Genomic DNA, 22,389 nt, shown 5'->3' with positions numbered 1-22,389 from the left:
GTCAATGGCCCCCTTCGCCGCCGCCGACCACTTGTCGGGTATGGCTGGCGATATAGTCGCTTTTCATGTTGTGCATGTGGACATGGCCGCCCATCGCCACGTCGGCGGTCATGGACCCGATGGGCGCCCCGTATTTCAGCACCTTGTCGCCGGCGGCCAGGGACCGTCGGGCCAGCTTGTGGCCCACGGTCACGTCCTGGGCGGCGATGACGGGGTTGCCGTCGATGTCCAGGGCGTCGCCGGCGCGGATGGCGGCGCGGACAACCAGCACGGTGTCATCCGGATGCAGCAGGATGAGGGGGGAGATGGGGGTGCTCATGCGACTTTCCCAGCGCTGGAGGGGGAGGACGGTGTCGGGGCGGCGGGGTGCAGCAGGCCATCGGCGCGCAGGGCCTGCCATAGCCCCGGCGGTATGGCGACATTCATCAGGGCCTGGGTCTGGGCCACCTGCCCCCCATCGGCCATGCCGGGGATGACACTGACCACCGCCGGATGAGCCAGGGGAAATTGCAGCGCCGCTGCGGCCAGAGGCACGCCGAACCGGTCGCATAGCGCTTCCAGACGGCGCACGTGGTCAACGATGGCCGGGGGCGCCGGTTCGTAATTGTAATGCAGGGGTGTCGCGCCGCGGGTGCCGTTCACCAGGATGCCGGAATTATAGGGGCCGCCGATGATGACCTTGATCCCGCGCGCCTCGCAGGCCGGAAAGAAGGTGTCCAGCGCGGTCTGTTCCAGCAGGGTGTAGCGGCCGGCCAGCAGCACGACATCAAACTCGGCATGGCCCAGCGCTTCCAGGCACACCTGCCACTCGTTCACGCCGAGACCGATGGCACCGACCGCCCCCTCGTCCCGCAAATCGCGCATGGCCCGGTAGCCACCGTCCAGGAACTGACGGAAGTGATGGCCGTGGGCGTCACCGTGCGTGGCCGTCCCGAGGTCATGGGCCAGCAACAGGTCTATGCGATCACGGCCCAACCGTCGGCGGCTTTCGGTGTAGGAGCGCATGACGCCGTCATAGCTGTAGTCGAACACCGGCTCATAGGGGGCGGCAGCGGCGAAGCCATGGCGCCCCCCTTGCCCGTCGCCGCTGATCGGAACCAGGACGCGGCCCACCTTGGTGGACAGCAGCAGATCCTCGGCCGGGTCCAGGTCGGCAAGCACCGCGCCCAGGCGGCTTTCGCTGAGGCCGAAGCCGTAATGCGGTGCGGTGTCGATATAGCGGATGCCGGCGGCTACGGCGGCGGTCACGGCGGCATGGGCGACCGTATCGTCCACCGGCTGGTACAGGTTGCCGATGGCCGCCGCGCCGAATCCCAGCGGGGGCAAGGCCGGACAGCGGGTGATGAAGGATGAGACTGAGTCGGACGATGCGTCCATGGGGGGGGCCACCGCTGATACTCCCAGAAGGGGGTGACTCTCATTTATATACGAAATCACCTTCCGCATATAAAATCGTCGCGAACGCCAGGGAAGTCAAGCCACGGCCACCAACCTCCGTTCCGCACGCCGTCCCTTGCCCCCCGGCCGCTCAGATGGCATAGCCGGGAAAGCCCCACGCCCTGGCTGGATGCCCCATGACCGCCGCCCCCCCCATCGCTCCCGGCGTTTCCCTTCCCGATCTGGACCCGGCTGATGATCCGGCGGGGGATGGCGAGACCGTGCGCAAATACCGCGCGCCCGCCTTGGAAAAGGGCTTGGACATCCTGGAGCTGCTGGCCAGCCATGGCGCCCCCATGACGCCTTCCCAGATCTCCCTGCATCTGAAACGCTCGGTCAGCGAACTGTTCCGGATGATCCAGGTTCTGGAATTCCGGGGCTACATCGCCCCGGCGGCGACGGCGGACGGGTATGAGCTGACCAACAAGCTGTTCACCCTGGGCATGGCGCGGGCCCCGGTGCGGACCCTGCTGGAGGCCGCACTGCCCCTGATGCGGGACCTGACCCTGGCCATCGGTCAGTCGTGCCATCTGGCGGTGGCGTCCGACGACCAGATGGTGGTGGTGGCGCGCATCGAAAACCCGGGGCACCTGGGTTTCTCCGTCCGGCCGGGATATCACCGCAGCCTGGTGGAGGCCACGTCCGGCATGGTGCTGTACGCCTTCCAGCCTCCGCCCGTGCAGGCCGCCTGGCGCGCCATGCTGGAGCGGGCGGTGGGCCCCGATCGCGTGGCATCCTTCGCCGAGCGGGCCGCCACTGTGCGGGCCCAAGGCTATGAACAGGCGGCCAGCGACTATGTCATGGGGGTCATGGACCTGTCCGCGCCCGTCATTGGCACCACGGGCGGCGGCACCGGTGCCGCGGTGGCGGCCCTGACCGTCCCCTTCGTCCAGCACACGCCCCTCACCCGGACCTTGCCTGAAACCATAGGCCTGTTGCAGGCAACCGCCCGCCAGATAGCCCATGATCTGACGGAAAGGAGTTGAGGGCGGGGATGACCGTTATGCGTCCGCGCGGGGCTGTGTTCCGGCCGTGGTTTATGCTAGACCCGGGCAACTTCCTTCCAAATACAGCCTGCCCGCCTTAAGGAATAGTTCGCCGTGACGTCGCAGAAGACCCCCGCCCTGCACAGCCCCTACGTCCTGGTCCTGACCTGCCCCGACGTGAAGGGCGTGGTGGCCGCCGTCTCCAGCTATCTGGCGGACAACGACGCCTCGATCACCGAGTCCAACCACTTCAATGATCAGCTGACCAACAGCTTTTCCATGCGCACTGCCTTCCGGCCGGATGGGCCGGGCTTCCCCGACCTGGATAGCCTCCGCCAGGGTTTCAAGCTGATCGCCCGTCGCTTCCACATGGACTGGCAACTGGTGGACATGACGGTGAAGCCCAAGGTGGTCATCGCCGTGTCCAGGTTCGGCCACTGCCTGTATGACCTGCTGCACCGGGCCAGGTCCGGTTCCCTGCCCATCGACATCCCGGCGGTCATCTCGAACCATGACGACATGCGGTCCTTCGTGGAATGGAGCGGCATCCCCTATCACCACCTGCCCCTGAAGGGGGACAAGGCGGCGCAGGAGGCGGCCTTCATGGACATCGTGAGCAAGTCGGGGGCCGACCTGGTGGTGCTGGCCCGCTACATGCAGATTCTGTCAGCTGATCTGTGCGGCCAGCTGGCGGGGCGCTGCATCAACATCCACCATTCCTTCCTGCCCAGCTTCAAGGGGGCCAAGCCCTATCACCAGGCCCACTCCCGCGGCGTGAAGCTCATCGGCGCCACCGCCCACTACGTGACCACCGACCTGGACGAAGGGCCCATCATCGAGCAGGGTATCGAGCGGGTGGACCACACCCAGACCCCGGAGGATTTGGTGGATATCGGCCGCGACATCGAATGCGCCGTCCTGGCCCGCGCCGTGCGCTGGCACATCGAACGCCGCATCCTGGTGACGGGACAGAAGACCATCGTCTTCAACTGAAATAGGGGAAGCGGGAGCGGCCTGACGGTGCGCCTGATGGCGGAACGCGACCACGCGGTCCGCCCTACATCCCAGCGGAGCGCGCCTGGCTTATGCGACCCCGCCATCCCGTCATACGCAGGATGGTTTTGGCGCCGACCACAAGCAGGATCAGGATTGGAGAGACGTTCCGCAGGGACGGTTTCTCAATCGCCAGACGAATCAAGAGCGGCATCAGGATCACAATGGCGATCAACAGCACGATGTTGATCACCTTGCCCACGCCCTTCCACGTCATGGCGCGCCTCTCTTTCCCACCCAACGCCCCCGACGGGCGCCCTTGATCCGATCTAGCATGGACAGGCGATCGCCGGAACGCGACATTGTGGTCATGGGGATTGGTCATGGGAAATGGGCGGGTCGGCCCGTCGACCACCCCCGCCCCTCCTCTCAACAGGCCCCTGGGATTTAGAGTCTTTCCGGCTTTCGTTGAATCGCCGGAAAGACTCTAAACTTTGTCACGTCGTGCGATTCACGGTTCAGTTGTTTCCAGCTGAACCGATCGCACTCTATAGCCGGCTGCGTTTAATCGGAACCACAGCCGGCTATAGCTCAGTCTGTCCGCGAGCGGCTTCACGCCCAAAGGCGATTCCGCCTTCGGGCGATCCGCTCTAGCGGGGAGTGACGCTGGTGCGGGTCACGGCGCCGGCGGAACCGGTGACATTGGCTGAGGTGCCGGCGGCCGAGACGTCGGTCTGAGCCTGCACGGCGGTGGTGCCGGTGCCGGAGACGTCACTGTGGCGCTGGGAACCGCTGGTGCTGGCCGAGGCGCCAACATTACCGTTGAGGACGGTGGGCCCCTGGGTGGCGCCAACGGTGGCATTGGTGCTGCCGGTGGTTTGGGTGGCCCCCGTGGCGGTGCCGTTGGTCACCCCCATGGCGCCGGCGACGGTGCCATTCTCGACATCCTGGGTGGTCGCGGCCGTGTTCGTCACCGTGTTGCCGGCCTCATCGGCATTGGCCTTGGCGGCATCGACGGTGGCCCGCGTCGCGGTCGCAGCCTTGTCCGTCACGCCATCCGCCGCGACGGCGGCGGCGGTGCCGCCAGCCTGCCGCGTGATCAGCGAACCGCCGCCCACCGAACCCACAGTGGGCGCGCTCATTGTGCCGTTCAAGGTACCGGTGACGGCGCCGGCGGCATGACCACCAATGATCTGGGCGTTGGCCGTGCCGGCGATCAGAGCCGCCAGGGCGGCACCACTCAGGAGAAGACGGGTATTCATGGTTCTTCCTCCGTATTCGTGTACGGCGGGCATCTCATGAAAACGATGCGCCTGCCGCTACCAGGCGGAGTTGACCTCATCAATATGGCCATAATTGGGCATCATCTCATCCTTCATTTGCGTATGCCCATCTTAACAGATCATTATTTTATCAAATGATTGCATGAAACTAAGAAGCCTGTTTTTCCTCATATAGGCCTTTGGCCGGATGCTTCACTGGACTTCAGCGATAGACGGCGGTCAGCCATTCGGCCACGAGTGCCGGCTTTTCCTGGCCCTCGATGTCGATGGTAACGGTGCGGGTCAGGATCAGGCCCCCGGCCTTTTCCTCAACCGTGTCCAGGGTCTGGCGGGAACGGACGCGGGCACCGGCCGGCACGGGCGCCAGGAAGCGGATCTTGTTGAAGCCATAATTCACCCCCCGCCTCGCGTCGCGCACCTCCAGGGTCTGATAACTCATGGCCGCCAGCAGGGAGAGGGTAAGGAAGCCATGGGCGATGGTGCCGCCCAATTCCTGCGTGGCGCGCGGCACGTCCACGTGGATCCACTGGTGATCGTCCGTGGCGTCGGCGAAACGGTCGATGCGCCCCTGGTCCACCACCATCCAGTCGGAGCACCCAAGGTCACGCCCCGCCAGCGCGGGCAGGTCGGCCATGTCGACAGTCAGCATTCAGGTACGTCCTCCCCAGGGATGGTTCTTATGACGGAGACCCGGTCGCGATCGCCCCCAGCGGGAATGACCGCGGGCCACCGGTGTCCCAGGATGCCAAATTGGCGGGCAGCACCGCCACCGCCCTGTTGCGTCACCTGGAATGAAGCGTGGCGCCACACGCCCGGTCGGTTGATCCGGCGGCGGGTCCTTGGCATGCTTTCGCGCCATTGAAAAAGGGAGCGGGCAATCATGATCGAACTCGTCATCGACCAGAGGCGGCGCGACTTGGGCGGATTCGAGGTCGGGCGCATCCTGCCCGTGGCCCAGCGCCGCCATGTCGGCCCCTTCGTCTTCTTCGATCATATGGGGCCGGTTGATTTCCCCCAGGGCATCCCGCTGGAGCGCGACGTGCGCCCGCACCCCCATATCGGTCTTTCCACCGTCACCTACCTGTTCGATGGCGAAATCATGCACCGCGACAGCGTGGGCTCCGAACAGGCCATCCGTCCCGGCGAGGTCAACTGGATGACGGCCGGCAGCGGCATCACCCATTCCGAACGCTTCGAGAAGGCGCGGGCCGAGGGCGGCGCCCTGCATGGCATCCAGGCCTGGGTCGCCCTACCCGAGGCGGACGAGGAGACGGCCCCCAGTTTCCATCACCATGGCCCGGACGACCTGCCGACCTATGAACATGGCGGCCTGTGGGCCCGCCTGGTGGCGGGCAAGGCCTTCGGCGCCGAGGCCAAGGTCAAGACCCACTCCCCCCTGTTCTACGTGCACTGGGTGCTGCAGCCCGGCACCAAGGCGCAGTTGCCGGCGGAATATCCGGAGCGGGCGGCCTATGTCGCCGTCGGCTCGGTGGAGGTGGAGGGCCGCACGGTCGAGGCCGGCCACATGCTGGTGTTCACCCCCGGCCAGCCGGTGCTGTTCACCGCGACGACGCCGGCCGTGGTCATGCTGCTGGGTGGGGAGCCGCTGGGCGACCGCTACATCGACTGGAACTTCGTCTCCTCCCGCAAGGAGCGGATCGAGCAGGCCAAGGCCGACTGGCGCGCCGGCCGCATGAAGTTGCCGGACCTGGACGACAAGGAGTTCATTCCGCTGCCCGGCTGACAGGTCCGCCGGTGCCGGGCACCGCGGGGCGCGGGCCGTGGAAACCAGGCCCAAGGATGTGGCGGCCGGGCGTTGGAGGACATCACAAGCGCGTGGCGCTGACGACGATACCGTCCTCGTCGGCGTAGAGCCAAGCGCCGGGGGTGAAATGGGTGCCACCGAAGGACAGCGGCACATCCAGTTGGCCAGCCCCCGTCTTGGTGCTTTTCTTCGGATTGGTGCCCAGGGCCTTGATTCCGATGTCGATGTTGGCCAACGCCGCGCTGTCGCGCACGGCCCCCCATAGCACCAGCCCAGCCCAGCCGTGCTTGTAGGCCAAGCCGGCGATGATATCGCCCACAAGGGCGGTGCGCAGGGACCCGTGGCCGTCCACCACCAGCACCGCGCCCTCCCCCGCCTCCGACAGCGTGTGCTTCAGCAGGGCGTTGTCCTCATGGCAACGCACGGTGCGGATGGGGCCGTGAAAGGCCGTACGGCCCCCGAAGGAACGGAACTGGATCTCACAGCTTTGCAGGCTGTCCTCATAGGCGTCGACAAGATCGGCGGTGCGATGGGTCATGCCGCTTTCCTTCTCCTGCCAGGGTTTTCCCGTGCCGATCTTAGCGCGTTTCACGGCGGCGTGGCAGCGGCAACGGCGGGTAGCATGGGAACCGCGCGCGACAGCGGCACCGCGTAGGGGGACAGAACACAACCCTCATAACCTAATTTTGTATGAAATACCCGCTAAACGATGTATGGGTGGTTCCTCGTTTATGCGCGCGAAGGTTGTCGAGCGGCAACCTCAAGCCCCGGAGGAACGCATGTACAATACCGCCACCTTCCCAGTGCCCGATGGCACGACGATCAAGATCAATGGCTTCACCAATTCAGCCTATTGGGCCCAGCGCATCGTGATCGAGGCCACTGGCCAGGCGCCGGTCACCTGGACCGGAACGGGCGCCCAGGACAACAAGCTGGTTGGCCAGTTGATCCTGCCGCCCGGTAAAGGCCGGACCGTGAACATCACCATGTCCTACGATCCCGGCGGCGGCTACGCCCCCTCCACCGTGGTGAAAATCCCCTTCGACGATCCCAGCCTGTCGGGCTTCGTCATCGGTGGCCAGGATGCCGGCGGCCGCCCCAATGGCCCGGCCTCATGGAACACCGTCGCCTTCGTTTATTGGGCCCCGCACTACTGAGTTATTGATCGGTAGCCCCACCCCTGGAAAGCCCCGGATGGCAAAGCATCCGGGGACTTTTCGACGGCATTCCTATTCAGTAGCGCGACGGTGGTCACCATCAATGAACAAGGCCGCGATGGCGTCAGCCGGCATGGGCCGATGGAACAAGTAGCCTTGCGCTTCACTACAGCCGCGTTCGCGGAGGAAGGCACGCTGCGCCGGCGTTTCCACCCCTTCGGCGATGACTTCCAGCCGCAGGCGCTGCGCCATGGCGATGATCGCGTCGCAGATGGCCTTGTCATCGTCATTGTCGGGAAGTTCCCGGATGAAGCACGCGTCGATTTTCAGGCGGGTTATCGGCAGCGCCTTGAGCGACCCCAGGCTGGAATATCCCGTGCCAAAATCATCTATCGCCAGAACGATCCCCATCTGCTGAAGCTCTTCGGCGACCTTGATCGTGCGGTACCCGCTTTGCAGGGTGCTTTCCGTGATCTCAATCTCCAGCGCCTCGGCCGGCAGGCCGGTGTCTTGCAGGATGCTGGATACCAGCAACGGCAGATTGCCGGAGGAGAATTGTCGCGCTGACACATTGACGGCAATGCGCAAGGCCGGCAGCCCGGCGTCCCGCCACGCTTGCGCCTGCCGGCATGCCTGGCGCAGGACCCAGGTGCCGATCTCGATGATCAGCCCGCTCTGCTCGGCGATGGGGATGACGTCGTAAGCGCCAAGAAGGCCCCGGTCGGGATGTTGCCAGCGGATCAGCGCCTCGACACCGACGACGGCCCCCGTGTCCAGGGTGACCTGAGGCTGATAGTGCAGCACCAGTTCCCCCCGCTCCAGGCCACGACGCAGGTCGCTGAGGCTGGTCATGAAGGCCACGGCGTCTATCGTCATCTGCGGCGTGTAGAACGCGTACCCCTGCCGGCCCAGATCCTTGGCGGCATACATGGCGGTGTCCGCGGCGCGGATCAGGTCATCGCGCGTCCGCCCGTTTTCCGGAAACAGGCTGATCCCGATGCTGGCCGACATGGCCAATTCATGCGGTTCCAGCGTGATGGGAACCGCCAGCGCGGCGAGGATTTTCTCCGCCATACCGGCAGCGGTTTCCGGCCGGTCGATGCCTTCCAGGATGACCATGAATTCGTCACCCCCCAGGCGGGCCACCGTATCGTCCGGCCGCAGGGTGTCGCGCAGGCGCTGGGCCACCGCGCACAGCAGTTGATCACCAACGCCATGGCCCAGCGTGTCATTCACCGTCTTGAAGTGGTCGATGTCGACAAACAGCAGGCCGATGCGCTGCTGCCGCGCCATGGCGCCATGGATGGCCTGTTCCAAGCGCTCGGCGGCAAGCAGGCGATTGGGCAGATTGGTCAGGTGATCGTAGTGCGCCAGATGCTGGAGCTTGCGCTGGGTTTGCCGGATGGCGGTTATGTCCGTGATCACCATGACGTGATGGGCGAACAGGCCATTGGCATCCTTGACGGCCGCGATCTCAACCGTCAGCGCCAACGGGTGACCATCACGATGGTTGGCGGCGATTTCTCCCCGCCAATGGCCTTCCCGGCGTAGCGCCCGTTCCACGGACGCGGAAAAATCCGCCGACTGGGCCGACACCATGGGCACGGGGCGGCCCCGCGATTGGGCCAGGGTATATCCGGTCATCGCGCAATAGCCCGGGTTGACCGCAAGCACGGTCATGTCCACGTCAAGGATGAGGATGCCATCGTGGGTGGTTTCAAACACCGTCGCCGCTTTGCGAAGTTCGTCCTCCACGGCGCGTTGTTCGGTGATGTCCTGCACGACGCCGACGACCTTGGCCTCATCGCCCGCTGCCAGCACATCCCCAAAGGCGGCCCCGTTGGTGGGGGACGGGAAGCGCTTGGCCCGGGTCTTGAGCCAGCGGACGGTTCCATTGGTCAGGACGCTGCGGAAAGCCAACACCTGCGCCTGGTCGGTGAAGCCGGCCTGGCTGAACGCCCGGTCGACCGCATGGCGGTCTTCCTCATGGATCCGGTTGAGGAAAGCATCCCACGATCCGGCCACCTCTTCCGGGGGAAGGCCCAAGATGCTGTTGGCGCGGATGTTCCGCACCATGCGCCGGGTGGGCAGTTCCAATTCCCAGCACCCCATGTCCGCGGCATCCAGGGCCAAGCTGAGGCGCTTCTCGCTTTCCCGGAGCGCCTCCTCCACCCGGCGCCGTTCCAGGGCCATCTGTATGGTGGCGTGCAGTTCCCGCTCTGAAAAGGGTTTCAGAAGATAGCCGAATGGCCGCGTCGTCTTGGCCCGGTCCAAGGTGCTCTGCTCGGCATAGGCGGTCAGGTAAATGACGGGAATGCGCCAATCATCGGGAATGCGCGCGGCGGTATCGATGCCATCCATGTCGCCATCGATGTGAATGTCCATCAGCACGACGTCGGGGCGTTGTTCGTGGATGCGTTTCAGCGCCTGATCGCCCGACGCCGCGACGGCGGTGACACGATAACCGAGCGCAACGAGTTGCAGACGCAAGTTGAAGCCAATGATCCGCTCATCCTCGACGATCAATACGCTGGTGGCCTGCTCTTGCGCCCCACTCATTTTATGGGCTCCTTGGGGAACCGCAGGACGAAACGCGTAGGCGCGGCGCGGTGCACGTCCAGTTCGGCATCCAATTGGTCGGCCAACAGCGTGACCAGTTGCAAGCCCAGCGTTCCCGTTTGCGCCAGGTCCAGGTCCGGGGGAAGACCGACGCCGTCATCCGTCACCGACAGGCGGGCCAGGCCTGTTCCCTCATCCCGCAATTCGATGCTTATTTCGCCCTGGCGGCCATCCACGTAGGCATGCTTCAGGGCGTTGGAGATCAGTTCGTTCACGATCAGGCCGCAGGGTATGGCGGCGTTGAGCGGGATCGCCACCTCCTGCGCGTTCACCGAAATGCGGCAGGCTTCGGGGGTTTTGGCATAGGCGCCGATCAGGATCGGCACCAGGGCGTTGATGAATTTCCCGAAATCGACCGCCTGGAAGTTCTTGGACTGGTACAGGGTTTGGTGGATGAGGGCCATGGAACTGACCCGGTTCTGGGCATCGGACAGCATCGCCCTCACGCCCTCATCGGAAATCCGAAGGCGCTGCAAGTTGAGAAGGCTGTCAATAATTTGCAGGTTGTTTTTCACGCGATGATGGATTTCCGCGAGCAGCGTCTCTTTCTCTTTCAGCGAGGCGCGGACACGCTCCTCCCGCTGTTTGCGATCCGAAATATCCACGATGGCCGACAGCACCATCGTCCCCTCATCGGTTTCGATCGGGTTCAAGCCGATCTCCACGGGGAATTCGCCACCATCACGGCGCAACCCGAACAGATCCCTGCCGGCGCCCATGGGCCGGGAAGACGGCGTGGCGAAGAAATCGGCGCGCCTGCCGGGATGATCCCCTCGGAAACGGTGGGGAACCAGAACTTCGATAAGCTGGCCCAGCAACTCCTCCCGCGAATAGCCAAACAGCACCTCGGTCTGGGCATTGACCATTTCGATGCGGCCCTGGCTGTTGGTCATGACCATGGCGTTGGGGGCGAACTCGATCACGCGGCGGAAGCGTTCTTCCAGACGTTTGCGCGATGTGATGTCCACGATGGTGGAAAGCACCATCACCCCGGCCTCCGTCTGTATCGGGTTAAGCCCGATTTCGATGGGAAATTCGGTGCCGTCCCGGCGCAGCCCGAAAAGGTCCCGGTCCGCGCCCATGGGGCGGGAGGTCGGCATGGCGAAGAACGACGCGCGCAGACCGGGATGCGTCGCCCGGAACCGCTCCGGCACCAGCATTTCTATGGCTTGCCCCAGCATCTCGCCGCGTGAATACCCAAAAACCCGTTCCGCCTGCGCGTTGACCATATCAATACGGCCCTGGCCGTTGATCATGACCAGGGCTGTCGGTGCCGACTCCACAATCTGCCAAGCCCATTGTTGCCCATCGCGCTGGGGTGGGGGGGCGGGGTCTGACGGGGTCTGGGAAAGCTTGTCCATGGGCGTGCCTTCTCCTGGCTGGCAGACATCCTGCCGCACGGCGAAGCGCGTAGACGTTTCACAACCGTCCAGCGCATTCTCACCATACTGGCGGACTTTTCCATCCAAATCTATCTTTGGTGGCACAATAAAAACCGAATCTCAATGCGGCAAATTTACCAAACTATAATTCTTTATATTGCCCGTCCCGGCGGGATATCGTCGATGCCGACGGTTGATCAAGAGATTTTTCAGAATTCGATCAAATATATCAAAAATAAAAAAGCCCGGATGGCGAACCATCCGGGCGTTGCGCAAGACAAGTCGGAAAGTGCCCTCAGGCCGCTGCACGGTCCTGCGTCAGGCGATCCAGCAGGGCGTCCTGCTGATCGATCAGCTCCTGCGGCGTGTCACCGCCGAAGCGCCCGAACAGTTCCGACTGGTCGCGCAGTTCGGTCTCGGCCTCCACCGGGTCCACGGCCATGACGGCGTCGAACTGCTCCGGACCAAAGTCCAGGCCCGTCCATGTCAGATCCTCATAGCGCGGCGTCAGGCCGAACAGGCTTTCGCCGCTATCCACGGCTCGGCCGCGCACGCGGTCCACGATCCACTTCAGCACCCGCATGTTGTCGCCGAAGCCCGGCCAAGCGAACTTGCCGTCCGGGGTCTTGCGGAACCAGTTGACACGATAGATGCGCGGCAGATCCGCCAGCTTGCCAGCCATGTCCAGCCAGTGCCGCCAATACTCCGCCATGTTGTAGCCGCAGAAGGGCAGCATGGCGAAGGGGTCGCGGCGGATGGCGGCCTGGCCCACGGCGGCGGCGGTGGCCTCCGAACCCAAGGTGGCCGCCCAATAGACACCCTCATTCCAGCCGCGGGTCTCGAACACCAGGGGGAAGGTGCGCGACAGGCGTCCGCCGAAGATGAAGGCGCTGATAGGCACGCCGGCCGGATCCTCCCAGGCCGGGTCGATGCTGGGGCACTGGCTGGCCGGCGCGGTGAAGCGCGCGTTGGGGTGGGCCGCCTTGCGGCCGCTGGCCGGCGTCCAGTCCTTGCCCTCCCAATCGATCAGGTGGTCCGGCGGGGTGTCGGTCAGGCCTTCCCACCAGACGTCGCCATCATCGGTCAGGGCGCAGTTGGTGAAAATGACGTTGGCGTGCAGCGTCATCAGGGCGTTGGGGTTGGACTTCAGGCTGGTGCCCGGCGCCACGCCGAAGAACCCCGCCTCCGGATTGATGGCGCGCAGCGTGCCGTCAGGCGACGGCTTGATCCAGGCGATATCGTCGCCGATGGTGCGCACCTTCCAGCCGTCGAAGGCCGCCGGCGGCACCATCATGGCGAAATTGGTCTTGCCACAGGCGGAGGGGAAGGCGGCGGCGACGTAGGTCTTCTCCCCTTCCGGGCTTTCCACACCCAGGATCAGCATATGTTCGGCCAGCCAGCCCTCCTCACGCCCCAGGACGGAGGCGATGCGTAGGGCGAAGCACTTCTTGCCCAGCAGCGCGTTGCCGCCGTAGCCGGAGCCATAGCTGACGATCTCATGCGTTTCGGGGAAGTGGACGATGTACTTGTGCTTGGCGTTGCAAGGCCAGGCCACGTCCTTCTTGCCCGGGGCCAGCGGCGCGCCCACGGAATGCAGGCACTTCACGAAGTCGCCATCGCCCAGCTGACGCAGCACGGCGTCGCCCATGCGGGTCATGACGCGCATGTTCACGGCGACATAGGGACTGTCGGACAACTGCACCCCGATGTGCGAGATGGGGGAGCCCAGGGGGCCCATGCTGAAGGGCACGACATACAGGGTGCGGCCGCGCATGCTGCCCTTGAACAGGCCCTGCAGCGTCTGGCGCATCTCATCCGGGTCGGTCCAGTTGTTGGTGGGGCCGGCCTCTTCCGGGGTGGGCGTGCAGATGAAAGTGCGGTCCTCCACCCGGGCCACGTCGCCGGCGTCGGACCGGCAGAGGAAGGAGTTGGGGCGCTTGGACGGGTTCAGCCGGATGAAGGTGCCCTGGGCCACCATCTCCTCGCACAGCCTGTCGTATTCCTCCTGGCTGCCGTCGCACCAATGGATGGCGGCCGGCTGGCAATGGGCGGCGACCTCCTCAACCCAATTCAGTAGGGCTTTGTTGGTGGTCGGGGCGCCGGTGAGGGAGGAGGGTTTGGTGACGGTGCTGCTCATGGAATTCTTCTACCTTTCGATCCGCGAAACCGCTGGCGGGCCCAAGCCGGTGAAGAAAGCGTCCATCGGGCGGAATCGATCGTGACCGGCGACTGGAACCATGGGCACAGCCGGTAACGGACAATTCCGCGCGCGCGTCCTTCGGGCGCCCGAGCGGTCATAGGGGTATGGGATGTTCAGCGGCGGAGGATGACCGTGGATAGATCAACTACAAACGCGCGCTTCCCTGGTGCCGGACGGGCCGGGAGCGGCAGGGACATATCCCCGCGGACGGGATCGTCGACGGATTCCGTGGGTGAAAGACATTGTGCGCTACTCCCCGAAGTTGAGTATGGGCAGGCCGGTCTTTGCCGCCAGCTCTGCCCGAAAAATGCGGCCGGCCCTGTCATCGGGCTCGTGCCGCGTCCATCTTCTACCGCCCCACCACCGGATGTCCAGTAGCTTGGCTGTGGCAAGACGGAGCCTGACCGTTAGACGGAGGCCGATCCATGGTTTATTGCAGGGAGTTCGGTTAATTCGTTTCTATTCCATCATGGCGGGGAAGTGCCGACTGGCGTCCATCGCTTCGTGCAGAAGACGAAGCACGATGATTTCTTCAGATCCCACACGATAGTAGAGCAGGTGGGATGCCGCGCCGCGCCTACCTGCCGCATATTCAATGTGAAGTGAGCGCAGCCCAGGCCGTATTTCAGGCCGCGACCGTGAGCCGGGCCTATCAGGCTCCGCAGCGACCATGGTTATCGCCTTGTGGATAAGCGCGGCATACCGATGTCGCTGCGTAGGGCCAAACATGCGCTCGCTATGCCGCAAGACTTCAGCGATATCCACAGCCGCCTTGGAGGTCAGCCGATATCGCATCATCCAGGTATCTGGCCTTCGCGATCCAACTCCGCGTCAATATCCAGGACCGATTTGTCGGAAAATTGACCAGCGTCAGCCTCATCCCACCCGATGGTGATCTCTCGACGAAGAATGGCCAGCTTTTCCTCATGTGCGGCACGCTGCCGACGGAGAAGTCGCAGGGCGTCACGCACGACTTCAGACGCCGTGCCATATTCACCCGTGGCGATTTCCCCTTCAACGAATTCAATGAATTCATTGGAAAGGCTGACGTTCATAGTCGGCATGAGCACAACTCCATAGCGGAGACCTCATGCTAGGAGATTGGCAAATTTTGTCAATCACCTGTCCCGGGCACATCTCCTGGGCACATCTCCCAGGCGCCTCTCCCGACCTCACCCCGCCTTGGCCAGCAAGGCGCGGCCGGCGCGGCTGGCGTTGGGACGGTTGATGGAGGTCGAGATCCAGCCACCGATGGCGGCCAGGGCATCCAGGTCCACACCCGTCGACAGGCCCTGCCCTTCCAGCATGTAGACCACGTCCTCCGTCGCCACATTGCCGGTGGCGCCCTTGGCGTAGGGGCAGCCGCCCAGGCCCGCCACCGAACTGTCGATGATGCGGATGCCCTCATCCAGGCAGGCCAGCAGGTTGGCCAGCGCCTGGCCGTAGGTGTCGTGGAAATGGGCGGCCAACTGGGCCACGGGGACATCCCGGGCCACGCGACGGATAAGCGCCTGGGCCTTGGCGGGCGTGCCCACACCGATGGTGTCGCCCAGGGAAATCTCCGCGCAGCCCAGCTCCAGCAGGTGGGCCGACACCTCCGCCACCTTGGCGGGATCGATGGCGCCCTCATAGGGGCAGCCCAGCACGCAGGAGACATAGCCGCGCACCGTGACGCCCGCGTCCCGCGCTTGGCGGGCCACGGGGGCGAAGCGGTCCAGGCTTTCGGCGATGGAACAGTTGATGTTGCGCTGGGAAAACGCCTCCGACGCGGCGGCGAAGACGGCGATCTCCGTCACCCCGGCGGCCAGGGCCTGGGCCAGCCCCCGTTCATTGGGCACCAGCACGGGGAAGCTGACACCGGTCGGCCGCCGGATTTGGGCCAGCACGGCGGCGGTATCGGCCATCTGCGGCACCCATTTGGGCGACACGAAGGCGCCGGCCTCCACCACCGCCAGGCCGGTGGCCGCCAAGCGGTCGATCAGGGCCACCTTGGTGTCGGTGGGCACCAATGCGGCCTCATTCTGCAGCCCGTCGCGGGGCCCGACCTCGACGATACGCACGGTAGTGCCGGTCATGCCTCGTCCCCCGCCACGATGATCAATTCGGCGCCATCGGGCACCTGGTCGCCCACGGCATAGCGCACGGTCTGGACCGTGCCGGGGCCCTGCGCCTTGATGGTGTGTTCCATCTTCATGGCCTCCAGCACGATCAGGCCCTGCCCCTTCTCGACCCTGTTACCGGCGGCCACCAGCACGGCGATGATCTTGCCCGGCATGGGCGCCACCAGGTGGCCCGCACCAGCGGCGTCGACCTCCCCCACGTCCAGCGGATCGATCAGGATCAGACGGTCGTGGTGGCCCGGCCGGAAAAGGTCCAATTCCATTCCACGGCGCGACCAGCCGACAGCCAGACGCCGACCGCCAATTTCCGCCACCAGCCGGCCCTCGGCGTCGAAGCGGGCCTGGGCCCGCACCTCGCTCCCGTCCGGCAGCGTGACGTCAAAGTCGCCGTCGCGCCGGTGGGCGGCCCGCACCTCCTGGGGCTCACCGCCCTCGCGCCCGTCCCGGAAGGTCAGGATCTCCGGCACGGCGTCATTCAGCCGCCAACTCGCGCCGCTGGCCCATGGGCTCCATGGGTCATTGGTGCGGGCGGCCCCGGCCATCGTTTCCGCTTGACGCTCCAGCAGCACGCCCAGGGCCGCCAAGGCCAGCGTGTCTCCCGAGGGAACGGCGGGTGGGGGCAGCAGGTCGGCCTGGTGACGTTCGATGAAGCGGGTGTCGAGGTCGGCCTCCAGGAAAGCCGGATGGGCGGCGATGGCCGCCAGGAAGGGGACGTTGGCCGCCAGGCCGCCAACCTCCGTCGCCGCCAACGCCTGGCGCAGGCGCCGCACCGCGGCGGGCCGGTCCACATCCCAGACGATCAGCTTGGCGATCATGGGGTCGTAATGGATGGAGATGGCGTCGCCCTGGCGCACGCCGGTGTCCACCCGCACATGAGGCCCCGCCTCGGGGAAGCGCAGATGCGACAGGGTGCCGGTCTGGGGCAGGAAGCCCTTGTCCGGATCCTCGGCATACAGCCGCACCTCGATGGCGTGGCCGTGCACCGCCAGCTGGTCCTGGGTCAGCGGCAGGACGCCGCCGGCCGCGACCCGAAGCTGCCACTCCACCAAATCCTGGCCGGTGATGTATTCCGTCACCGGATGCTCCACCTGCAGCCGGGTGTTCATCTCCATGAAGTAGAAGCGGCCGTCGCCGCCGGTCTCCACCGGGTCCAGCAGGAATTCCACCGTGCCGGCGCCGACATAGCCGATGGCCTTGGCGGCGGCGACCGCCGCCGCCCCCATCTCCTCCCGCAATCCCTTGGGCAGGTTGGGCGCCGGCGCCTCCTCCACCACCTTCTGGTGGCGGCGCTGGATGGAGCAGTCGCGCTCGAACAGATAGACGCAATTGCCGTGGCCGTCGGCGAACACCTGGATTTCCACGTGGCGGGGCCGGGCCAGGTACTTTTCGATCAGCACCCGGTCGTCGCCAAAGGCCGCCTGGGCCTCGCGCTTGGCGGAGGCCAGCTGCTCATGGAACTCTTCCGCCGAGGTGGCGACCTTCATGCCCTTGCCACCGCCGCCCGCCGACGCCTTGATCAGCACGGGATAGCCGATGCGCGCCGCCTCGGACGCCAGCACGCCGCTGTTCTGCTCCTCCCCGTGATATCCGGGTACCAGGGGTACGCCGGCGGTTTCCATCAGGGCCTTGGCCTCCGACTTGCCACCCATGGCCCGGATGGCGCTGGCCGGCGGGCCGACAAAGATCAGGCCGGACGCGGCGCACGCTTCGGCGAAACCAGCGTTTTCCGACAGGAAACCATAGCCGGGGTGGATGGCCTGCGCGCCGGTGCGGGCGGCCGCGTCCAGCACGGCGTCCATGCGCAAATAGCTGTCGCGCGCTGGTGCTGCGCCGATGCGCACGGCCTCATCCGCCAGCGCCACGTGCAGGGCGCCGGCGTCAGCGTCGGAGTAGACCGCCACCGTGCGGATGCCCAGGCGGCGGGCCGTGCGGATGATGCGGCAGGCGATTTCGCCGCGGTTGGCGATCAGCAGCGTGTCGATCATCATCACTTGTCCCCTGCAGGCGGGCGAACCCAGCTGGCCTTGCGCTTTTCCAGGAAGGCGGCCACGCCCTCCCGCCCCTCGTCACTGGCCCGGATGCGGGCGATGCGCTCGGCCGTGTCGCTGGCCAGATCGTCGTCCACCGGCCGGTTGGCGCAGGCGAAGATCAGATCCTTGGCCGCCCGCTGCGCCGCCGGCCCCCCCTCGCCCAGCCGCTTCACCAGCGCGGCGACGGCGGTATCCAGCTGGTCGGCCGGCACCACCTGGTGCACCAGGCCCAGGGCTTGTGCCTCCGTGGCGCTGAAGCGCTCCGCCGTCAGGAAATAGCGGCGGCAGGCGCGTTCCCCCATCGCGGCGACGACATAGGGTCCGATGGTGGCGGGGATCAAGCCCAGCTTGACCTCCGACAGGCAGAAGGTGGCCCCCTCGGCGGCCACCGCCATATCACAGCAGGCGACCAGGCCCACGCCGCCGCCATAAGCCGCCCCGTGCACCACGGCGATGGTGGGCTTGGGGCAGTTGTTCAGGGTGCGCAGCAGGGTGGCCAGACCCAGCGCGTCGGCATGGTTCTGGTCCCGGCTGTACCCCGCCATGCGCCGCATCCAGTCAAGATCGGCACCGGCGGAGAAGCTGGGGCCGGTGCCGCGCAGCAGGACCACCCGCACCAGCGGGTCGGCGCCCAGCCGTTCGAACAGCGCGGTCAGCTCCGCGATCACATCCTCGTTGAAGGCGTTGTGCAGGGCGGGCCGGTTCAGGGTGACGGTGGCGATCCCCGCCTCATCCACCATGGCAAGAACGTCATTCATCGTCTTGACCTCACATCCGGAAGACGCCGTAGGTGGTCTTCTCCACCCTATTGGCGTCAGGGGCGGCGTTCAAGGCGGCGGACAGGGACAGCGCCAGCACCATGCGCGTCTCGGCGGGGTCGATGATGCCATCGTCCCACAGGCGGGCGCTGGCGTAATAGGGATGGCCCTGGTGCTCGTACTGGGCGCGGATGGGGGCCTTGAACGCCTCCTCCTCCTCGGCACTCCAGCTCTTGCCTTGGGATTCCAGGCCGTCGCGCTTCACGGTGGCCAGCACGCCGGCCGCCTGCTCCCCGCCCATGACACTGATGCGGGCATTGGGCCACATGTAGAGGAAGCGCGGGGAATAGCCCCGGCCGCACATGCCGTAATTCCCTGCACCGAAGCTGCCACCGATGATGACGGTGAACTTCGGCACCTTGGCGCAGGCCACCGCCGTCACCAGCTTGGCGCCGTCCTTGGCGATACCGGCGTTCTCATACTTCTGGCCGACCATGAAGCCGGTGATGTTTTGCAGGAAAATCAGGGGGATGCCGCGCTGATTGCACAGCTCGATGAAATGCGCGCCCTTTAGCGCGCTCTCCGCGAACAGGATGCCGTTGTTGGCGATGATGCCCACCGGATAGCCCCACAGATGGGCGAAGCCGCAGACCAGGGTAGTGCCGTATAGCTGCTTGAACTCATCGAATTCGGAGCCGTCGACCAGGCGGGCGATGATCTCGCGGATGTCGAAGGGCTTGCGGCTGTCGGTGGGGATGATGCCGTAGATTTCCTCGGCGGCGTATTTGGGCGCCACCGGCTCGCGGATGGCCAGGGCCGGCGTCTTCACCCGGTTCAGATTGGCGACGATGCGCCGGGCGATGGCGAGCGCATGGGCGTCGTTCTGGGCCAGATGGTCGGTGACGCCGCTGGTGCGGCTGTGCACATCGGCGCCCCCCAGATCCTCAGCACTCACCACCTCCCCCGTCGCGGCCTTCACCAGGGGCGGGCCGCCCAGGAAGATGGTGCCCTGGTTACGGACGATGATGGACTCGTCCGCCATGGCGGGAACGTAGGCGCCGCCGGCTGTGCAGCTGCCCATGACCACGGCGATCTGGGGGATGCCGGCCGCCGACATGGTGGCCTGGTTATAGAAGATGCGGCCGAAATGGTCGCGGTCGGGAAACACCTCGTCCTGGTTGGGCAGGTTGGCGCCGCCGCTGTCCACCAGATAGACGCAAGGCAGGTTGTTTTCCCGCGCGATCTCCTGCGCCCGCAGGTGCTTCTTCACCGTCAGGGGGTAGTAGGTGCCGCCCTTGACCGTGGCGTCATTGGCCACCACCACGCACTCAGTCCCTGAGACGCGGCCAATGCCGGTCAGGATGCCGGCGGCGGGCACATCGTCGCTATAGACGCCATGGGCCGCCAACTGCGACAGCTCCAGCCAGGGGCTGCCCGGGTCCAGCAGGTGGCGCACCCGGTCACGGGGCAGCAGCTTGCCGCGCGCCAGATGCTTGGCCCGCGCCTTCTCGCCCCCGCCCAGCTTGATGCCGGTGACGGTGGTGTGCAGGTGGTCGACCAGGGTCCGCATGGCCGCCGCGTTGTCGGCGAAGGCGGCGGTGCGGGTGTCGATCTGGGAAATCAGCTGGGGCATGTCGGGTTCTCCCCCTTCCTTATTCGGGCGGACGCGGCTGGACGGCGATCAATGGCCGCTTTCGCGGAACAGTTCCCGGCCGATCAGCATGCGGCGGATCTCCGACGTGCCGGCGCCGATCTCATACAGCTTGGCATCGCGCAGCAGGCGGCCGGTGGCGTATTCGTTGATGTAGCCGTTGCCGCCCAGGATCTGGATGGCGTCCAGCGCGCACTTGGTGGCGCTTTCCGCCGCCAGCAGGATGGCTCCTGCCGCGTCCTTGCGGGTGATCTTCTTGGCGTCCGCCGCCCGGCCGACGGCATAGACGTAGGCGCGGGCGGAGTTGAGGGCGACATACATGTCGGCCACCTTGCCCTGGATCAACTGGAACTCGCCGATGGGCTGGCCGAACTGCTCGCGGTCATGGACATAGGGCACCACCACGTCCAGGCAGGCCTGCATGATGCCCAGCGGGCCGGCCGCCAGCACGGCGCGCTCATAGTCCAGGCCGCTCATCAGCACGCGCACACCACCGCCGAGATGGCCCAGGATGTTCTCCTCCGGCACCTCGCAATCCTGGAACACCAGTTCGCCGGTATGGCTGCCGCGCATGCCCAGCTTGTCCAGCTTTTGCGCGCACGAAAAGCCGGCGAAGCCCTTCTCGATCAGGAAGGCGGTGATGCCCTTGGGGCCGGCCGACGGATCGGTCTTGGCGTAGACCACCAGCGTGTCGGCATCGGGGCCGTTGGTGATCCACATCTTGGTGCCGTTCAGCACATAGCGGTCGCCCTTGCGCTCCGCCTTCAGCTTCATGGAGACGACGTCGGACCCCGCACCCGGCTCGCTCATGGCCAGGGCGCCGACATGCTTGCCCGAGATCAGTTTGGGCAGGTAGCGGGCTTTCTGTTCAGCGCTGCCGTTCAGGCGGATCTGGTTGACGCACAGGTTGGAATGGGCGCCGTAGCTGAGGCCCACGGAGGCCGATGCGCGGCTGATCTCCTCCATCGCCACCATGTGCTCGACATAGCCCATGGCGGCACCGCCATACTCCTCCTCCGCCGTCACACCCAGCACGCCCAGGTCACCCAGCTTGCGCCACAGCTCCATGGGGAACTGGTCGGTGCGGTCGATCTCCGCCGCGCGCGGCGCGATCTCGGCGTTGGCGAAGGCGGTGACGGCGTCGCGCAGCATGTCGGCGGTTTCACCGAGGCCAAAATCCATGGTGGGGAACGCGGCGGAGATCGACATGACGGTCTTGTCCTCCCTCGGGGAATGTGGGATTGCTTATTTACAAACGGTCATACGTTTCTTTCATGCCGCTCGCAAGAGCGAATTAATGGGCAAATGGGGCGCGATCTTGACGGCCGCCAGCGGCAGGCCGAAAAGTCGCGGGGGCCGGCGGCGCTAAGCCCCGGAAACAATTGGGATCGGATTTTTCAGCATGGTGCGCACGGTGGGCTCCCGGGGGCCCAAGACGATGGAGGCGATACGCGCGGCCGGTCTGCGGCTGATCCGTCGGCATGGCTATGAGGCCTTCACCCTCCGGCAGCTGGGGCAGGAAGTGGGGATCCAGCCCGGCTCGATGTACAACTACATCCAGTCGAAGCAGGAACTGCTGTTTATCCTCATCCGCGACCACATGGTGGCATTGTCGGCGGAGGTGGCGGTGGCGCTGGAGGGGGCGGCCGATCCCTTGGACCGGCTGCGGCGCTTCATCCGTTTCCACGTCTCATACCACATCCGCCGCACCGATGAGGTGTTCATCGGCGGGTCGGAACTGCGCAGCCTGGAAGGCGAGAACCGCGACACCATCCTGGCCATGCGCCGGGACTATGAGCGCCTGCTGGTCGCCATCCTGGAGGAAGGCATGAACGCGGGCCAGTTCAAGCGCACGGATCCGCCCGTCACCGCCTACGCCATCCTGGCCATGCTGACCGGCGTGTGCACCTGGTACAACCCCGCCGGCCGCATGGGCGAGGAAGAACTGATCGGCCTGCACCAGGATTTGATCCTGGGCGGGGTGCTGGCGTGAGGGCGGCGGCGCTTC

General features: G+C 65.6%; 21 protein-coding genes. 5 read left to right on the top strand and 16 right to left on the bottom strand.

The window, feature by feature from the left end; genetic code table 11:
- Position 1 precedes the first annotated feature (1 nt).
- Together FHS74_RS07200 and FHS74_RS07195 are read right to left on the bottom strand one after the other, a co-directional pair.
- Positions 2 to 319, bottom strand: a complete 318-nt coding sequence (locus FHS74_RS07200) for a UxaA family hydrolase (RefSeq protein WP_184798922.1) — start codon at positions 317 to 319, stop codon at positions 2 to 4.
- The gene (locus tag FHS74_RS07195; protein WP_184798920.1) at positions 316 to 1,377 is read right to left on the bottom strand and encodes an aldo/keto reductase; all 1,062 of its coding nucleotides are present in this window, start codon (positions 1,375 to 1,377) and stop codon (positions 316 to 318) included. Before FHS74_RS07195 ends, FHS74_RS07200 begins: the two co-directional genes overlap by 4 nt.
- A 197-nt stretch (positions 1,378 to 1,574) precedes the next feature.
- Between FHS74_RS07195 and FHS74_RS07190 the strand changes: the two genes are divergently transcribed.
- Positions 1,575 to 2,423, top strand: a complete 849-nt coding sequence (locus tag FHS74_RS07190) for an IclR family transcriptional regulator (protein WP_184798918.1) — start codon at positions 1,575 to 1,577, stop codon at positions 2,421 to 2,423.
- Between the two features lie 114 nt (positions 2,424 to 2,537).
- The gene (gene purU / locus FHS74_RS07185) at positions 2,538 to 3,416 is read left to right on the top strand and encodes a formyltetrahydrofolate deformylase (RefSeq protein ID WP_343066869.1); all 879 of its coding nucleotides are present in this window, start codon (positions 2,538 to 2,540) and stop codon (positions 3,414 to 3,416) included.
- Positions 3,417 to 3,480: 64 nt separating this feature from the next.
- Here the strand turns inward: purU and FHS74_RS07180 are convergent, their stop codons facing one another.
- The 3 genes from FHS74_RS07180 to FHS74_RS07170 form a co-directional block, all read right to left on the bottom strand.
- A complete protein-coding gene (locus FHS74_RS07180; RefSeq protein ID WP_184798916.1) occupies positions 3,481 to 3,693 on the bottom strand; it encodes a hypothetical protein in 213 nt (70 codons plus the stop codon).
- Positions 3,694 to 4,066: 373 nt separating this feature from the next.
- Positions 4,067 to 4,678: a hypothetical protein gene (locus tag FHS74_RS07175; protein ID WP_184798914.1), complete on the bottom strand. Its 612-nt coding sequence runs from the start codon at positions 4,676 to 4,678 to the stop codon at positions 4,067 to 4,069.
- Positions 4,679 to 4,901: 223 nt separating this feature from the next.
- Complete coding sequence (locus tag FHS74_RS07170; protein ID WP_184798912.1) at positions 4,902 to 5,348, bottom strand: MaoC family dehydratase; 447 nt, start codon at positions 5,346 to 5,348, stop codon at positions 4,902 to 4,904.
- 231 nt (positions 5,349 to 5,579) lie between these two features.
- Here FHS74_RS07170 and FHS74_RS07165 point away from each other — a divergent pair, with 231 nt between their 5' ends.
- On the top strand, positions 5,580 to 6,443 hold the full coding sequence (locus FHS74_RS07165) for a pirin family protein (protein WP_184798909.1): 864 nt from the start codon (positions 5,580 to 5,582) through the stop codon (positions 6,441 to 6,443).
- An 82-nt stretch (positions 6,444 to 6,525) separates the two neighbouring features.
- On the opposite strand, the gene rraA is transcribed toward FHS74_RS07165, so the two are convergent.
- Positions 6,526 to 7,002 (bottom strand): ribonuclease E activity regulator RraA, encoded by a 477-nt coding sequence (rraA, locus tag FHS74_RS07160; protein WP_184798907.1) that lies wholly within the window; start codon positions 7,000 to 7,002, stop codon positions 6,526 to 6,528.
- A gap of 193 nt (positions 7,003 to 7,195) precedes the next feature.
- On the opposite strand from rraA, the gene FHS74_RS07155 reads away from it, so the two are divergent.
- Positions 7,196 to 7,621: a hypothetical protein gene (locus FHS74_RS07155; protein ID WP_184798905.1), complete on the top strand. Its 426-nt coding sequence runs from the start codon at positions 7,196 to 7,198 to the stop codon at positions 7,619 to 7,621.
- A gap of 72 nt (positions 7,622 to 7,693) precedes the next feature.
- Here the strand turns inward: FHS74_RS07155 and FHS74_RS07150 are convergent, their stop codons facing one another.
- The 10 genes from FHS74_RS07150 to FHS74_RS07105 all read right to left on the bottom strand — a co-directional run bounded on the left by FHS74_RS07150 (position 7,694) and on the right by FHS74_RS07105 (position 21,590).
- Positions 7,694 to 10,180: a two-component system response regulator gene (locus FHS74_RS07150; protein WP_184798903.1), complete on the bottom strand. Its 2,487-nt coding sequence runs from the start codon at positions 10,178 to 10,180 to the stop codon at positions 7,694 to 7,696.
- Complete coding sequence (locus FHS74_RS07145; protein WP_184798901.1) at positions 10,177 to 11,601, bottom strand: sensor histidine kinase; 1,425 nt, start codon at positions 11,599 to 11,601, stop codon at positions 10,177 to 10,179. The genes FHS74_RS07150 and FHS74_RS07145 overlap by 4 nt, the downstream gene beginning before the upstream one ends.
- A gap of 316 nt (positions 11,602 to 11,917) precedes the next feature.
- Positions 11,918 to 13,759 (bottom strand): phosphoenolpyruvate carboxykinase (GTP), encoded by a 1,842-nt coding sequence (locus FHS74_RS07140; protein ID WP_184798899.1) that lies wholly within the window; start codon positions 13,757 to 13,759, stop codon positions 11,918 to 11,920.
- 522 nt (positions 13,760 to 14,281) lie between these two features.
- Positions 14,282 to 14,617: a type II toxin-antitoxin system RelE/ParE family toxin gene (locus tag FHS74_RS07135; RefSeq protein ID WP_281384623.1), complete on the bottom strand. Its 336-nt coding sequence runs from the start codon at positions 14,615 to 14,617 to the stop codon at positions 14,282 to 14,284.
- Entirely contained in the window at positions 14,617 to 14,886 is a 270-nt protein-coding gene (locus tag FHS74_RS07130) for a type II toxin-antitoxin system ParD family antitoxin (protein WP_184798895.1), read from the bottom strand. The genes FHS74_RS07135 and FHS74_RS07130 overlap by 1 nt, the downstream gene beginning before the upstream one ends.
- A 108-nt stretch (positions 14,887 to 14,994) precedes the next feature.
- Positions 14,995 to 15,897 carry a hydroxymethylglutaryl-CoA lyase gene (locus FHS74_RS07125; protein WP_184798892.1) on the bottom strand — a complete coding sequence of 301 codons (903 nt, stop codon included), beginning with the start codon at positions 15,895 to 15,897 and terminating at the stop codon, positions 14,995 to 14,997.
- Positions 15,894 to 17,927 (bottom strand): acetyl/propionyl/methylcrotonyl-CoA carboxylase subunit alpha, encoded by a 2,034-nt coding sequence (locus tag FHS74_RS07120; protein WP_184799121.1) that lies wholly within the window; start codon positions 17,925 to 17,927, stop codon positions 15,894 to 15,896. The genes FHS74_RS07125 and FHS74_RS07120 overlap by 4 nt, the downstream gene beginning before the upstream one ends.
- A 2-nt stretch (positions 17,928 to 17,929) precedes the next feature.
- Positions 17,930 to 18,730 (bottom strand): enoyl-CoA hydratase/isomerase family protein, encoded by an 801-nt coding sequence (locus FHS74_RS07115; RefSeq protein ID WP_184798890.1) that lies wholly within the window; start codon positions 18,728 to 18,730, stop codon positions 17,930 to 17,932.
- Between the two features lie 10 nt (positions 18,731 to 18,740).
- Positions 18,741 to 20,363 carry a carboxyl transferase domain-containing protein gene (locus tag FHS74_RS07110; protein ID WP_184798888.1) on the bottom strand — a complete coding sequence of 541 codons (1,623 nt, stop codon included), beginning with the start codon at positions 20,361 to 20,363 and terminating at the stop codon, positions 18,741 to 18,743.
- 48 nt (positions 20,364 to 20,411) lie between these two features.
- Positions 20,412 to 21,590 carry an isovaleryl-CoA dehydrogenase gene (locus FHS74_RS07105; RefSeq protein WP_184798886.1) on the bottom strand — a complete coding sequence of 393 codons (1,179 nt, stop codon included), beginning with the start codon at positions 21,588 to 21,590 and terminating at the stop codon, positions 20,412 to 20,414.
- A 193-nt stretch (positions 21,591 to 21,783) separates the two neighbouring features.
- On the opposite strand from FHS74_RS07105, the gene FHS74_RS07100 reads away from it, so the two are divergent.
- Positions 21,784 to 22,374: a TetR/AcrR family transcriptional regulator gene (locus FHS74_RS07100; protein WP_184798884.1), complete on the top strand. Its 591-nt coding sequence runs from the start codon at positions 21,784 to 21,786 to the stop codon at positions 22,372 to 22,374.
- Positions 22,375 to 22,389: the final 15 nt, after the last annotated feature.

It is taken from the genome of Nitrospirillum iridis, from assembly GCF_014205765.1.
In the GTDB taxonomy this organism is placed as follows: domain Bacteria; phylum Pseudomonadota; class Alphaproteobacteria; order Azospirillales; family Azospirillaceae; genus Nitrospirillum; species Nitrospirillum iridis.
The sequence above is the reverse complement of the archived record's forward strand: the minus strand, read 5'-3'. Positions and strand labels throughout refer to the sequence as shown.